Raw genomic sequence first — 14,472 nt, forward strand, 5'->3', positions numbered from 1 at the left:
GATGAATACAGATTATATTTCCCATCCCGATGTTATGGTGGAAGAAGTCAAAAATGGCTGGTGGGCGGTCCGACTTAATCGCCCAAAGTCATTGCATGCGCTGGATGAGCAGATTGTGGTGGCCTTATATTCCATCTTTGAATATTTGCATCAAAATAATAATGTCAAAGCCATCTGGTTTGACTCAACTACACCAAAAGCTTTTTGTGCGGGCGGGGATGTCCGAAAATTACGGCAGTTAGTCATTAATGATGAAGTTGAACAGGCCAAACAATTTTTTAAGCATGAATATGCGCTGGATCGCTTATTGCATCATTATGCCAAGCCAGTGGTGGTTTGGGGTGAGGGCTATGTAATGGGTGGTGGTCTGGGCTTATTTATGGCTGCACCTTTCAGGCTGGTCACGCCGCATTCCCGTCTGGCAATGCCGGAAATTAATATTGGTTTATATCCAGATGTTGGTGCCACACGTTTTCTGGCCGATCGTGGGCCCATTGGATTATTTATCGGTTTAACTGGATCAATTATGACGGCGGCAGGTGCTTATGGAATTGGCTGGGCGACGCATATTTGTGAGCAAGGTCGTGATGTAGTGCTTAATCGTTTAAGCAATATTCACTGGCAGGATTATCCGGCAGGGGATTTTCGCGCCATTGACGATACGCTAAATAGCCTGCATCGTCCGCTTGCTGCGGGTCCTTTGCAAAATTCTCTAGATGTCATTCATAGTGTTTGTCGTGGACAGGATTTTGTGCAGGATTATCAGGCCATTTGTGGTTTGGCCAGTGCCAGAAGTGACTGGTTACGTCAGGCCAGTGAAAACCTGACCAATGGTTCGCCAACGACTGCCGGATTAACATGGTTATTGTGGCAATGGGCAAGACAACATCGCTCATGGGATGATGTGTTTGCACTGGAAGAAGATATTTCGGCATGGAAAATCCAGCATGCAGATTTTATTGAGGGTGTGCGTGCCCGTTTGGTTGATAAAGATTTACAGCCAGACTGGCAGGTAAAAACTGTGAAAAATTTGCAGGATTTATTTGGTGAGCATGCCCCTGTAAGTGATAAGGTCGATAGCTGGAATGCATTGCTACGTCAATATGGTGTTTTGCAACATTAATGTCAGAGAGCGTTATAGAGGATTTTAGCGATTTCTCTCCAGAAGATATGGACTGGATGCATCAGGCTCTAGCGCAAGCGGCTTTGGCCTTGACGCATCATGAGGTGCCAGTGGGTGCGGTAATTGTACATGACGGTCAAATTATTGGTCGTGGCTATAATTGCCCAATCCTGCTATCCGACCCCACGGCACATGCCGAAGTTCAAGCGATTCGTGACGCATGTAAAAATATCAATAATTATCGCTTGCCTGAAGATTCTACTTTATATGTCACACTGGAACCCTGTACTCAATGTGTTGGGGCGTTAATACATGCCCGGATTTCCCGGGTTGTTTTTGCTGCATTTGAGCCTCGGGCCGGATCATTGGTCAGTGCCAGACAGCTGTTGCAACAAGGGTTTTATAATCATTATTTTGCCTATCAGGGTGGTTGTCTGGCACAGGAAAGCGGGGCAATGTTAAAACAGTTTTTTAAAAATCGACGAGCACAAGCAAAGTCTGCTAAACTTGACAATCCAAATAGTCAGATTTGAGATAAATCATGAATAAAAAGATCACCATGCAACAAAAATTCAATCGACCTATTGATCAAGTATTTGAATTATTTGCCAAACATGCCACTTATAATAAAATGTTCTGGCCGGTTCAAGTGGTTCGAGTCAAGGATGCTGCCGATCCACAACGTCCAGATGGCGTGGGTTCTGTGCGTAAACTGGGCTTTGGCAGGATTAAGCCACTTCAGGAACAAATTACCCGTCTGGAAGAAAATCAGTCTATCGAATATAAAATCATTGATAACCCGCTGGTTAAGCATCATGTCGGATATATAACTTTTAAAGCATTGACTGAGAATACAACACTAGTGACGTATGATATTGAATTTGATGCTAAACTACCATTTGTAAGTGCAATTGTGTTGTCACAGCTTAAATTTGCCATTAGTACGGGGATGGCGAAATTTGCCAAATCCCTGAAATAATTTCGTATAAACTTTCGGTACAGATATGACTGTAAATATTATTACCATTGATGGTCCCAGCGGTTCCGGCAAAGGTACGCTGGCTGCAAAAATCGCACAACATTATGGTTATCATTTGTTGGATTCCGGTGCAATTTATCGTTTATTAGGATTAAGTCTATTCCATCGGCAATTGCTGGATCAGCTTGAGCACAATATTGATGCCTGTGTGCAAGTTGCAACCGATCTGGATATCCAGTTTCAGGGCAGCGAACAAGGGCTTGAAGTGCGATTGGAAGGACGAAACGTTAGTCAGGAAATTCGTACCGAAATCGTGGGGGAATATGCATCACGTGTTGCAGCGGTTCCTGCATTACGTGCTGCATTATTACAAAGACAGCGTGATTTTGCCCAGTTGCCAGGTCTGGTTGCAGATGGAAGAGATATGGCAACGACGGTTTTCCCTCAAGCAAAAGTCAAAATATTTCTGACCGCCTCGGCCGAGTCCCGTGCAGCCAGACGAGTAAAACAGTTGCAGACGATGGGTGTTGATGCTAATATAAGCACCATTTTAGCTAATATAGAAGCACGTGATAAACGCGATATGGAGCGTTCAGTTGCGCCGCTTAAGCCTGCGATCAATGCAAAAATTATTGATAGCTCAGATTTGAGTATTGCGCAAGTGTTTGAACAAATGACGATTTATATCGATCAGTGCTTGTCTCATTAGTTTACAAATTTTTATATAGCATATGCTGGGTTGGTCAGAATTATGATCCAGCGTATTGTGTAACCAAGCCGGACTTGTTCTGATCCAAGCCCTATATTGATATTACTAGGTATCACATGACCGAATCTTTTGCAGCCCTCTTTGAAGAAAGTGAATTAAATCTTAACGTAGAAAAGGGTGCAGTCATCCAAGGTACAGTTGTTAGCATTGATGACGACTGGGTAACAGTTGACACTGGCCTTAAATCTGAAGGTGTTGTTGACCGTGCAGAATTCTTAAACGATCAACGCGAACTTGAAGTCGCTGTTGGCGATACTGTAGATGTTGTTGTTGAAGCGCTTGACAACGGTATGGGTCAAACTGTTTTATCCCGTGAAAAAGCTAAACGTGCTGAAACATGGACTAAACTTGAAAAAATCTTCGATGATGGCGAAATCGTTACCGGTGTTATTTCTGGTAAAGTGAAAGGTGGTTTCACTGTGGACATCGGTCCAGTTCGTGCGTTCTTGCCAGGTTCATTGGTAGACACTCGTCCAATCCGTGACACAACTCACCTTGAAGGCAAAGAGTTAGAATTTAAAGTGATCAAACTTGATGCAAAACGTAATAACGTTGTTGTATCTCGTCGTGCTGTAATGGAAGCAGAATCTTCTGCGGATCGTGAAGCGCTTCTTTCTCAACTGGAAGAAGGCCAAACTGTTACAGGTACAATTAAAAATCTTACAGATTACGGTGCATTCGTTGATCTTGGCGGTATCGATGGTTTATTACACATCACAGATATGGCTTGGAAACGTATCAAACATCCATCTGAAGTAGTTGAAGTTGGACAGGAAGTGACTGTTAAAGTCCTTAAGTTTGACAAAGAACGTAACCGTGTATCTTTGGGTCTGAAACAATTAGGTCAAGATCCTTGGATGGAAATCATGAGCCGTTATCCAAAAGGCTCAATTGTTAAAGCACGTGTAACCAACTTAACTGATTATGGTTGCTTTGCAGAAATCGCTGAAGGCGTTGAAGGTCTTGTTCACGTTTCAGAAATGGATCATACCAACAAAAACATCCACCCGTCTAAAGTTGTTCAGATCGGTGACGAAGTTGATGTGATGGTGCTTGAAGTTGATGAAGAACGTCGTCGTATTTCTCTGGGTATCAAACAAACTCGTGCTAACCCATGGGAAGAGTTTGCGAAAAACCATGAGAAAGGTGAAAAAGTTTCTGGTTCAATCAAATCAATCACTGACTTTGGTATCTTCATTGGTTTACCAGGCGGTATTGATGGTCTTGTTCACTTGTCTGACATTTCTTGGAATGAAGTGGGTGAAGATGCAATCCGTCGTTACAAGAAAGGTGACACTGTTGAAGCTGTGATTCTGTCTGTTGATGCTGAAGGTAACCGTATTAGCTTGGGTATCAAACAGTTAAATAGCGATCCATTCAACGATTTCCTTGCTGTGAACGAACGTGGTGCTTTGGTTAAAGGTACTGTGACTGCTGTTGATGCCAAAGGTGCAACTGTGAAGTTGGCTGATGAAGTTGAAGCACAGTTAAAAGCATCTGAAATCAACCGTGATCGCGTTGAAGATGCAACGAAGTTCCTTGAAGTTGGTCAGGAAGTTGAAGCGAAGATCATTAATGTAGATCGTAAATCTCGCACAATTAACTTGTCAATCAAAGCGAAAGACGAAGCGGAAGAGAAAGAAGCCTTGAGCAATGCGCGTCAAGCAGCAGCTCAACCAGCTGAAACCAATGGTCCGAAGACACTTGGTGATTTGATTAAAGCTGCACAAAATAAATAATTGCATTTTGTGATGCTTTTTGTAGTAATTTTTGCAAAAAAATTATTATAAATATGTAAAAGGTGGCATTAGATACCAATCTAATGCTACCTTTTTGTATTTAAACAGGTTATTATCTAATAAGAATAAGCGACGAGGATCAATTCTCATGACCACAGAAGCACTGAATAAATCAGATTTAATTTTAAAGATTTCTGAAAAAAATCCACATTTAGCAGAGCCTATTGTAGAAGAAGCTGTTAAAATCATGATCGATCATATGATTTCTGCTTTATCGACCAATCAGCGCATTGAAATTCGCGGATTTGGTAGTTTTGCACTGCATCACCGTCAACCTCGTTTAGGTCGTAATCCTAAAACAGGTGAAAAGGTGAGTGTTTCAGCTAAGGCTGTACCACACTTCAAACCTGGTAAAGCTTTACGTGATGCGGTGAATGAGCAAGCAGGAAAATAATACTTTAAATAAAAAGGTTATATTCAAATGCGTATATTTTTAATTGCTTTACTTATTGCAATTTTTGCTTATGCTCTCGCTTTGGTTTTACAAAACCCGGCAGAATTGCAGGTAGATTTACTCTTTACTCAAGTGCCAGAAATGCGTCTGGGTTTATTGTTACTATTAACTATTGTATTGGGTGTGATTATTGGATTGCTACTCGGTATATTGGTATTTAAAGTTATTCAAAAAGGTTGGGAAATTAAACGTTTGCGTAAAGATATTGAGCATTTACGCAAAGAGCAAATACAAAATGCCCAAACTGCTGCTGCCGAGGCTGCCGCTGCTGCAAGGCATGAAAAAACTATTTTAGATATTCACCAAGATGATAAAAGCCCATTATAATGGGCTTTTTTTTAGACGGGAAAGTTGCGTTGAGTATTATTGTTGCGCTAGATGTACACAGTCAAGATCAGGCATTGGCATTGGCTGATCAACTTGATCCCAAATTATGTCGCCTTAAAGTGGGTAAAGAGCTGTTTACTTTGGCCGGGCCACAAGTATTAAAAGCATTGCATGATCGTGGTTTTGAAGTATTTCTCGACTTAAAATTTCATGATATTCCCAATACCACAGCACAGGCTGTATTGGCTGCTGCCGATCTTGGGGTATGGATGGTGAATGTACATGCCATGGGTGGTCGTAAAATGATGACCACCTGTGCCGAGCGTTTACAGCAACACGATCATCAAACCATTTTGATTGCAGTAACTGTGTTAACCTCAATTGGCAAAGAAGATTTATTGGAATTGGGATTAGATGTTGAACCACAGGATCATGTGCTAAGACTAGCAAAGTTGACACAGGATTGTGGGCTTGATGGGGTGGTGTGTTCTGCTCAGGAAGCACCATTACTACGTAAAGAACTCGGTTCTGAGTTTCAGCTTATTACACCAGGTATTCGACCTTTGGGCAGTAATGCCGATGATCAAAAACGTATTGTGACGCCACAACAGGCTATACAGGATGGTGCGACACATCTGGTCATTGGTCGTCCGATCACTCAGGCTCAAAATCCGCAGCAGACATTACAACAAATTTATCAGAGTATTCATTAAGTATTAAAGATATGTTTTTCTGATTAAAAATATCATTAATCAACAAAAGCCATGATTTACATGGCTTTTGTGTTTTTAGTAGCTCAAATCTTTATTTCAAATTCCTATTAGCGCCCTGCAATCGTGACAAGACGGGTATTCAGGTAGGCTTCAATGGCTTCGCTGCCACCTTCTGAACCATAGCCGGAATCATTTACACCACCGAAAGGCAATTCTGGAACACTTAAACCAATATAGTTAATGGTCAACATTCCCGCTTCAATATCACGTCCGAGTGCCATACAGGTTGTATTACTTTCCGAATAAGCATAGGCAGCCAGACCGAATGGCAGGCGATTCGCTTCCTGAATGGCTTCTTCATAATGATCGAATGGAATACATAGAATCAATGGCCCAAATGGTTCATTACGCATGCAGTCTGCATCCAATGGCACATCTTTTAAAATGGTCGGTTGCATAAAAAAGCCTTTGCCGTCTAATGCCTTGCCACCGAAGCAAAGTTTTGCACCTTTCGTAACCGCATTCTCAATCAGACGCTGAATATTTTTAAAACCACGCGCATGAATCATCGGACCAATGTCTGTACCTTCTTCCAATCCGTTGGCAACTTTTAATTGTTTGACCTGATCAACCAGTTTTTGGGTAAATTGCTCATACACTTCTCGTGCAATAATAAAACGCGTTGGTGCAATACAGACCTGTCCGGCATTACGAAACTTGGCGGCAACGATTTCCTTGGCTGCCGTATCCAGATCTGCATCTTTAAAAATGAGTACTGGCGCATGACCACCGAGTTCCATGGTGACCTTTTTCATGTGTAACCCTGCCAGACTGGCCAGTTGTTTCCCCACTGGCGTAGAACCAGTAAAGGAAATCTTTTTGACTGTTGGATGAGGGATTAGATACTCGGAAATTTCGGAAGGAACGCCATACACCAGATTGATCACACCTTTTGGTACACCAGCATCATGAAAAGCCTGAATCAGTTGCGCCGGTGAAGCAGGCGTATCTTCTGGGCCTTTGATGATGATTGAACAACCCGCAGCCAAAGCCGCAGATAATTTACGTACCACTTGATTAAGTGGGAAATTCCACGGGGTAAAGGCTGCAACTACACCAACTGGAGATTTCACCACTAGCGATTGCACATCAATGGCACGAGGCGGCACAATACGACCATAAGCCCGTAAAGCCTCACCTGCAAACCAGTCTATGGTGTCAGCTGCGCCCAACGTTTCTGATTTGGATTGAGCCAGTGGTTTACCTTGTTCCAGTGTCATGATTTTAGCAATAGCATCAGCACGTTCTCTTAAAATCTGTGCGGCTTGTTGCATGATTTTACTGCGTTTACTGGCAGGAGTATTTTTCCAAACATCAAAGCCTTGTGCTGCGGCATCTAGTGCCAGATCCAGATCAGCTTTACTGGCTTTGGCAACCGATCCAATGGTACTTTCATCAGCAGGATTGATCACATCCAAAGTCGTGTGGTCTAGTGCATCTGTCCATTGTCCATTGATATAAAGCTGTGTGTTTGGATACATTCTCTTTCGTCCTGTAATAAGCATGAGTAATTTATCTTAATGGATTGTAAGAATTAATGAAAAGAAGGGAATTGTTAATGTTATCTCACTTCGTGATACGATTGCTCTAATCTGGTAATTAATATCCTTTTTTCTCATCATACTACATGCTTGATATCATTAAAGTAGGCAGGTTGAGGTCTGGTTAAAAGTTTATAGGTGCTTAGATATTGAAGTATCTGACCTAAATGCAGGGCAATATCTTGTTGCTGACTTTGTATTGAGTGAGTTTTTGCAAAATTGTTGCTTAATTTTCTACAATCAATCTGGTAAAGATAATATAGATTGCGATCTGTATTGATCTTAAATGGAATGTCTTGCGGATTAAATAAATAGGCATCTATAGTATGATCAACCCATTGCTGGCTACACCATAACTGTAATAAATCACCTAGAAATAAGGGAATTTTCACAGAAAAAGGTAATTGGAGATAGGCATCTTCCACAGCAATATAGTATTGTGTCGAGTCAAGTAAAATAGCTTGATAATTTTTTTGATAAAAATCAAAGTGATTAAAAATTTCAGACACTGATAATGTGCTCATCATGATGCTCCGGTTTAGCCATTTTTGTGCTGGCAAGTTGGTTAAATCCACACGGTCTAATTACTTAGACATTTTTCTTATAATGAAAATAACAAGAAAAATAGCATCTTGCAAGATATGTTGAAAACAAAGAGCAAGATTTATTGCCTTGAAATATAGGTTAAAAGCTGGAAAGAATTAAACAAATGAGCATAAACCCTAATATTTGAAGCTGCATTAAGTGATAGTGATTCCTGCCCGAATTGGTGTTATGTTAGAAAAATCTGCTCATGCTGATATTGGGCGAAGACAATACAAATTTATGCAACAACATGAGGCTGGCAAGCGATGATAACTTCTAAAAAATGTAAGCGATTTAGCAAATTTTGCCTGTTTAGCATAACTGATTGGAAATGTTGTAATTTTAGTATTGATCTTTAAATACTCATCTAAAATATGAAATTCATTGGAAATGATTATGCGCGTTATTTTACCGGTTGCACAACGTGGCGAGCAGATTTTAACGCTACAAGCAGCGCCTGTGGCTCAGGCTGAATTAAATAGCCAATGGCTTAAACAACTGGCAAGTGCAATGCTGAATACCATGCTTGAGCGTAATGGTGTAGGTATTGCTGCGCCGCAGGTCTATGTATCCAAACGTGTGATTATCGTTGCCTCAAGGCCAAACCCCCGTTATCCGGAAGCACCGGAGATGGCCGCGATTGTGATGATCAATCCGGAAATTATTGAGCATTCCACAGAAACCTGTATGGGAGAAGAAGGTTGTCTGAGTGTTGCAGATTTACGCCGGCAAGTTGAACGGGCACAAGCTGTAACTGTGCGTTATTTGACGCTAGAAGGTGAAGTGGTACAACGCAGTTTTGAAGGTTTTCCGGCAAGAATTGTGCAACATGAGGTGGATCATCTGAACGGAATTTTATTTGTAGAACGTACAACGACTTTGCAAGACCAATTAATCCCTATTGATCCGTCAAAATTAGCCCTTAGTCATCAAAGATGATTGATAGGATGTGAACAAAGATGCGACTGACAAGCCATAATTTGTCGCTTTGTTTTATTTTTAGCGGACATTTCATTCACTAAAATGGAAAAAAACAGTATGCTAGCACTTGGAAAAGGAGCATACATGTATCAAGTACTTGCGAGAAAATATCGTCCACGTAATTTTAGTCAGTTAGTGGGTCAAACCCATGTTGCCAAGGCGTTAAGCAGTGCACTGGCGAATAGACGTTTACACCATGCCTATTTGTTTACAGGGACGCGTGGTGTTGGTAAAACCACGATCGCACGTATTCTCGCCAAATGTTTAAACTGTGAAACCGGGGTAACAGCAACCCCATGTGAGCAGTGTTCTGTCTGTAAAGCGGTGAATGAAGGGCGTTTTATCGATTTGATCGAGATTGATGCAGCTTCCCGTACCCGTGTCGAAGATACACGGGAATTACTGGATAATGTACCGTATGCACCGACGCAGGGGCGTTATAAAGTCTATTTGATCGATGAAGTGCATATGCTGTCAACGCATAGCTTTAATGCATTGTTAAAAACGCTGGAAGAACCCCCTGAACATGTAAAATTCTTATTTGCGACGACTGATCCACAAAAATTACCGATTACCGTGATTTCCCGTTGTTTACAATTTACCCTGCGTCCTTTGGCAAAAGATGAAATTTTTCATCATCTTGACCAAATTCTGGAAACTGAAGAGATTGTGCATCAACCGGAGGCTTTATGGCAACTGGCGGAATCTGCGCAAGGCTCATTGCGTGATGCGCTGTCTTTGACTGATCAGGCGATTGCTTATGGTCAGGGACAAGTACTGAAAAATGATGTCAAGGAAATGCTGGGGCTGATTGATAAGAGCCTGATTTTTGATTTGTTGATCGCAATTCATCAGGACAATCGGGCACTTGTGGCTAGTCTGATTCAGGATATGCGGCAACAAGCGATTGATGTCATGCATGTGTTAGAGCAGTTGATTAGCACCTTACATGAAGTGGCGATTATTCAGTGTCTAGGGCAATCTGGCGAACAAACGCAAATTGAAGAAGAGCAGCGTAAAGCACAACTTGCCCAAGTGATCAATTCGCAGGATGTACAACTTTATTACCAGATTGCCATTCAGGGGCGTGCCGATTTGGCATTGGCCCTAACACCGGAACAAGGTTTTGAAATGTGTATGATGCGCTTGCTGGCATTTCGACCAGTGGCGAGTGGCGAGGTGATTGAACAGCCCGTCGCAATTCCGCAGTCTACGGTATCACAGCTAAATACAACACAAGAGTTACAATCACCACAAGATGCGCAAGCAAACCAAGATACTCAATCGATATCGCAGTCAACTGCTGGGCACACTTCCGTATCTTCAACATCTATGCAACCCTCTCTAGATGAAGCTAAAAATGCACAGGTTGCGTCTTCTGATTCAGATTTGCAAATACCATCTGCTCCACTAGCGGAATCACATGAAATACCAGATCAACAGGTGGATATTCTGCCATCTGAATCGATACAGTTGACTGATCAATCCTATGCTGTTTCAGAGCCAATGGATGTCCGGCAACAAACTAATCTCTTGGAACAAACACCAGAACATCAACAGACTGAACAAGATGAAAATATTGCGCTGGATTCCAGCATGGCTGATCAGGTTGGCACAAATATGTCTGTGTCACAGGACGATGCAGTAGAGATTGAACAATTATCAGATGATTCACAGCATACGTTGTTAGCGCAAAATGTTTTACCGTCATCTTCTGAATCGGATGCTACAGTAACGAGAGAACACAAGGTAGTACAACAAGCCCAGCAAATATTACCTGATGATCAAGGATCGCAGGTCGAAACTTTATCTCCTGAAAACGCTATTGGTCTGGATCAAACAATTGATAATATTGATCCTAGAGATTTATTGCAGCCTCAACCGCAAGATTTAACGGGGGAATGGACCGTAGAAAAATGGGATTACTGGTTGCGGCAATCTGCGCTTTCTCCCGCAGTTAAGGAGCTGGCGCAGCATGCAGCAATGGACGGCCATATTGAAGGGGCATGCCAACTGACCATTGATCCAAGTTATCAACGAATTTTTGAGGCTTTTGTCGAAAATATCAAAGTTCAGTTAAGTGAATTAAACCAAAACCTGAATTTGCAGGTGGTCTATCAGACTATTGAGCAAAATACACCTTTGCATTTGCAGCAGTTACGCAAACAGCGCGCCTATACGTTGGCAGAAAAGCAAATTTTATCGCATCCGGTTGTTGCTGATCTGGTCAATGCATTTTCTGCCGATGTTGTGGATTTAAAATTTAAAAGCTGATTTGGTATGTTGCCATCATATGGTAATTTTATGAATATATGGATTGGGAAAATTTTTTAGCACATGTCACAATCATCTGTACCGTATAAAGTTTTGTGTGTTTGTCTGGGAAATATCTGTCGATCGCCGACAGCGGAAGTTGTTTTACAGCAACATATTGACAAGGCCGGGCTAAATATTATGGTCGATTCTGCCGGAACCAGTAATTACCACCCCAATCAGCCACCTGATGCAAGAAGTCAAAAATATGCCAGAGAGCAGGGCTATGATTTAAGTCATTTACGTGCTAGACAGATTCAAGCGCAAGATTTCGAACAGTTTGATTTAATTCTGGCTATGGACCATGAAAATCTGGGCAATATAGAATTATTGATGCGACAATCCGACAAGACATTAAAACAGGGTTCGGTTCGCGCCCATCTGGCATTGATGAGTCAACATGATTTGGACTTTCCACAGCAAGCCATACCTGATCCTTATTATGGTGATGCCAAGGACTTTGAACGTGTCATTCGCCAGTGTGAATCTAGCAGTCAGGCATGGATTCGTTACTGGCAAAAGTATGATTTTAAAGCATAATGATTTAAAAAATGGTTTTCAATAATCATTTTTTTAGATAAGACTGGTCCTCTTTAGAACCTTATCTCGAATAATATTTTACAGTTGGAATATCAGTGATTTCAGTACAGCATAATTTTGATTTAACAGCATTTAATACCCTTGCCCTAAAAAGCCAATGTAGTGATTATGTGGCGTTAACTGATCATCATGATCTTGAACAAGCCATTGATTATGCTAGAGCGCATCAGCTTAATATTTTTGTATTGTCAGGTGGCAGTAATTTATTATTGCCTGAAAAATTTCGGGCTTTAACCATTCATATCCTCACGCAGGGCAAAGAAATTCTGTCTGAAAATGATGATGAGGTGGTGATTAAGGTACAGGCAGGTGAAATCTGGCATGATTTTGTTTGTGATTGCTGTGCTAAGGGCTATCATGGACTGGAAAATCTAGCTTTGATTCCTGGACGAGTCGGTGCAGCGCCTATTCAGAATATTGGTGCTTACGGTGTGGAAGCTGGTGAATTTATAGAAACCATTTGGGCTTATGATTTAAAACAAGACCAACATATTGAATTTAAAGCAGCACAATGTGATTTTGGCTATCGTGACAGTATCTTTAAACAGCAGGCAGGGCGTTACATTATTTATGCTGTGAGTTTTAAACTATTCAAGCATGCGCAGTTACAATTAAAATATGCTGATGTGGCACAGCAGGTAGGTGATGAGGCAACGCCAGAAAAATTACTGCAAACTATTATCCATATTCGTCGGCAAAAATTACCCCAACCAGAACACTTTCCCAATGTTGGCAGTTTTTTTAAAAATCCTGTGCTTGCCGCCCAACAATTTTCTGATTTGATTGAACATTATCCCCGTGTCCCGCATTATCCGCAAAATAATGATATGCAAAAAGTTGCCGCAGGTTGGTTGATTGATCAAGCCGGTTGGAAAGGAAAAAGACTCGGTGATGTGGGCATGTTTGAACGGCAGGCCTTGGTGCTGGTCAATTATGGTCAGGCGAGTTTGCAAGATGTTCAGCGTACTTATGAACAAATTCAAACAGATATATATCAAAAATTTGCTATTCGTTTAGAACCTGAGCCTGTATTATTAAATGAATCAGGGGAAATTTCCCCTCATGTTTCCGCATGCTAATCTTTATACTGGGATAAAAAGGTCGCAAATATGGCAGAAAAAGCTCACGCAATAGTTCGTTTATTACGTTGGCTCATTGCGCTTATTTTTCTTGCGGCAGTGTTGACGGTTTTTGTCTATTCGCCATTTTATGCCAAAACGATTCTGTGGGTACTTAATCATGCCGTCAATGTTCAGGTCGATCCGATTGCTGCACAAAGTCAGAAAACTGGTCGTTTAAGTCTGGAAAGTAATCTGGAACCCGGTTCGCCTGAATGGGTGGCTAGACGGGCATATTTGTATGAAGTCAATCAATCCTTACAAGATGGTCATGCTGAAAATTTTATAGAATTACAACAGCGTTATGAAATGCTACAACAAATGATTGCTGAGCAAAAGCTGGAAGAGGCGACGCCAGAATTAAAACTGGAGGCGCAAGCACAAGATTCTGATGAAAATAGTTCTGATGAAAACAGTAATGAGGAAGAGCCACCAGCCATCGACTTTATGCAGCAGTTTCAGCAGGATGAAAATGAACCACTGTTTCAGCAATATCGGGAATTTTTAACCAAGAATGAAAATCTGACACATATTACAAATTTACACGGTAATAATGTGCAAGAAAAGTTTGAATCGCCTTATGTGCTACAACGGCCGGCTTACCAGCCACATGCGATTGTTATTTTAGGCGGTGGATTAACTATCGGCAAAGATAAACACGATATTGTACCGAATCTTTATACGGTCAAACGTCTGGAACAGGCAGTACAGATTTATAACTCGCATCATTTGCCGATTTTACTCAGTGGTGTGGAAGCCCCGTATATGCAAAAATGGCTGGATCAGCATCATATTCAGGCACAATTCCTAGAAAATCGTAGTATGAATACCTGTGAGAATACACGATTCAGTTCTTTGTTATTACAAAAGCAAGGTGGGGCGCCAACGGTATTTTTGATCACCGATGCTTATCATATGCCGCGATCACGTGAGTTATTTGCAAAAAATGGTATTCGTACCATTCCGGTTGTTTCTCCTTTACCCAATGCTTTAACCCCATGGCAGCCCAGCCGACAAAACTGGATGCATAGCCGCCGTGCCAATTATGAACTGTTGGCTTTGATTTATAATAAGTTACTTGGCGAACGTAATTGTCGGGAGATTCCTTAA

The 14,472-nt window shown here is 41.5% G+C and carries 15 protein-coding genes; 13 read left to right on the top strand and 2 right to left on the bottom strand.

The genetic code is table 11. From position 1 onward, the window contains the following. Window position 1: 1 nt before the first annotated feature. The 8 genes from CRO21_RS05770 (at window position 2) to pyrF (ending at window position 6,164) form a co-directional block, all read left to right on the top strand. Window positions 2-1,123, top strand: a complete 1,122-nt coding sequence (locus CRO21_RS05770) for an enoyl-CoA hydratase/isomerase family protein (RefSeq protein WP_087620043.1) — start codon at window positions 2-4, stop codon at window positions 1,121-1,123. Then, on the top strand, window positions 1,123-1,656 hold the full coding sequence (tadA, locus tag CRO21_RS05775) for a tRNA adenosine(34) deaminase TadA (RefSeq protein ID WP_087620042.1): 534 nt from the start codon (window positions 1,123-1,125) through the stop codon (window positions 1,654-1,656). Before CRO21_RS05770 ends, tadA begins: the two co-directional genes overlap by 1 nt. Before the next feature lie 8 nt (window positions 1,657-1,664). Continuing rightward, entirely contained in the window at window positions 1,665-2,102 is a 438-nt protein-coding gene (locus CRO21_RS05780; protein WP_087620041.1) for an SRPBCC family protein, read from the top strand. 25 nt (window positions 2,103-2,127) lie between these two features. Further along, window positions 2,128-2,811 (top strand): (d)CMP kinase, encoded by a 684-nt coding sequence (cmk, locus tag CRO21_RS05785; protein WP_087620040.1) that lies wholly within the window; start codon window positions 2,128-2,130, stop codon window positions 2,809-2,811. Between the two features lie 116 nt (window positions 2,812-2,927). Then, a complete protein-coding gene (gene rpsA, locus CRO21_RS05790) occupies window positions 2,928-4,610 on the top strand; it encodes a 30S ribosomal protein S1 (protein WP_097078377.1) in 1,683 nt (560 codons plus the stop codon). 148 nt (window positions 4,611-4,758) lie between these two features. Beyond that, window positions 4,759-5,064, top strand: coding sequence for an integration host factor subunit beta (locus CRO21_RS05795; RefSeq protein WP_087620038.1), 306 nt, complete (start codon window positions 4,759-4,761; stop codon window positions 5,062-5,064). Window positions 5,065-5,091: 27 nt separating this feature from the next. Beyond that, window positions 5,092-5,451 carry a lipopolysaccharide assembly protein LapA domain-containing protein gene (locus tag CRO21_RS05800; RefSeq protein ID WP_097078378.1) on the top strand — a complete coding sequence of 120 codons (360 nt, stop codon included), beginning with the start codon at window positions 5,092-5,094 and terminating at the stop codon, window positions 5,449-5,451. A gap of 29 nt (window positions 5,452-5,480) precedes the next feature. Next, window positions 5,481-6,164, top strand: coding sequence for an orotidine-5'-phosphate decarboxylase (pyrF, locus tag CRO21_RS05805; protein WP_097078532.1), 684 nt, complete (start codon window positions 5,481-5,483; stop codon window positions 6,162-6,164). A 107-nt stretch (window positions 6,165-6,271) separates the two neighbouring features. Here pyrF and CRO21_RS05810 read toward each other — a convergent pair whose 3' ends face one another. Further along, entirely contained in the window at window positions 6,272-7,705 is a 1,434-nt protein-coding gene (locus tag CRO21_RS05810; protein ID WP_097078379.1) for an NAD-dependent succinate-semialdehyde dehydrogenase, read from the bottom strand. A gap of 137 nt (window positions 7,706-7,842) precedes the next feature. Beyond that, window positions 7,843-8,289: a hypothetical protein gene (locus tag CRO21_RS05815; RefSeq protein ID WP_097078380.1), complete on the bottom strand. Its 447-nt coding sequence runs from the start codon at window positions 8,287-8,289 to the stop codon at window positions 7,843-7,845. Between the two features lie 457 nt (window positions 8,290-8,746). Here CRO21_RS05815 and def point away from each other — a divergent pair, with 457 nt between their 5' ends. The 5 genes from def to CRO21_RS05840 all read left to right on the top strand — a co-directional run bounded on the left by def (window position 8,747) and on the right by CRO21_RS05840 (window position 14,472). Beyond that, window positions 8,747-9,289: a peptide deformylase gene (gene def, locus CRO21_RS05820; protein ID WP_097078381.1), complete on the top strand. Its 543-nt coding sequence runs from the start codon at window positions 8,747-8,749 to the stop codon at window positions 9,287-9,289. Window positions 9,290-9,415: 126 nt separating this feature from the next. Continuing rightward, complete coding sequence (gene dnaX, locus CRO21_RS05825; RefSeq protein ID WP_097078382.1) at window positions 9,416-11,605, top strand: DNA polymerase III subunit gamma/tau; 2,190 nt, start codon at window positions 9,416-9,418, stop codon at window positions 11,603-11,605. Window positions 11,606-11,668: 63 nt separating this feature from the next. Beyond that, on the top strand, window positions 11,669-12,184 hold the full coding sequence (locus CRO21_RS05830) for a low molecular weight protein-tyrosine-phosphatase (protein ID WP_097078383.1): 516 nt from the start codon (window positions 11,669-11,671) through the stop codon (window positions 12,182-12,184). Between the two features lie 95 nt (window positions 12,185-12,279). Then, window positions 12,280-13,323 carry a UDP-N-acetylmuramate dehydrogenase gene (gene murB, locus CRO21_RS05835; RefSeq protein ID WP_097078384.1) on the top strand — a complete coding sequence of 348 codons (1,044 nt, stop codon included), beginning with the start codon at window positions 12,280-12,282 and terminating at the stop codon, window positions 13,321-13,323. Between the two features lie 30 nt (window positions 13,324-13,353). After that, on the top strand, window positions 13,354-14,472 hold the full coding sequence (locus CRO21_RS05840; RefSeq protein ID WP_097078385.1) for a YdcF family protein: 1,119 nt from the start codon (window positions 13,354-13,356) through the stop codon (window positions 14,470-14,472).

Source organism: Acinetobacter puyangensis (assembly GCF_900096995.1).
In the GTDB taxonomy this organism is placed as follows: domain Bacteria; phylum Pseudomonadota; class Gammaproteobacteria; order Pseudomonadales; family Moraxellaceae; genus Acinetobacter; species Acinetobacter puyangensis.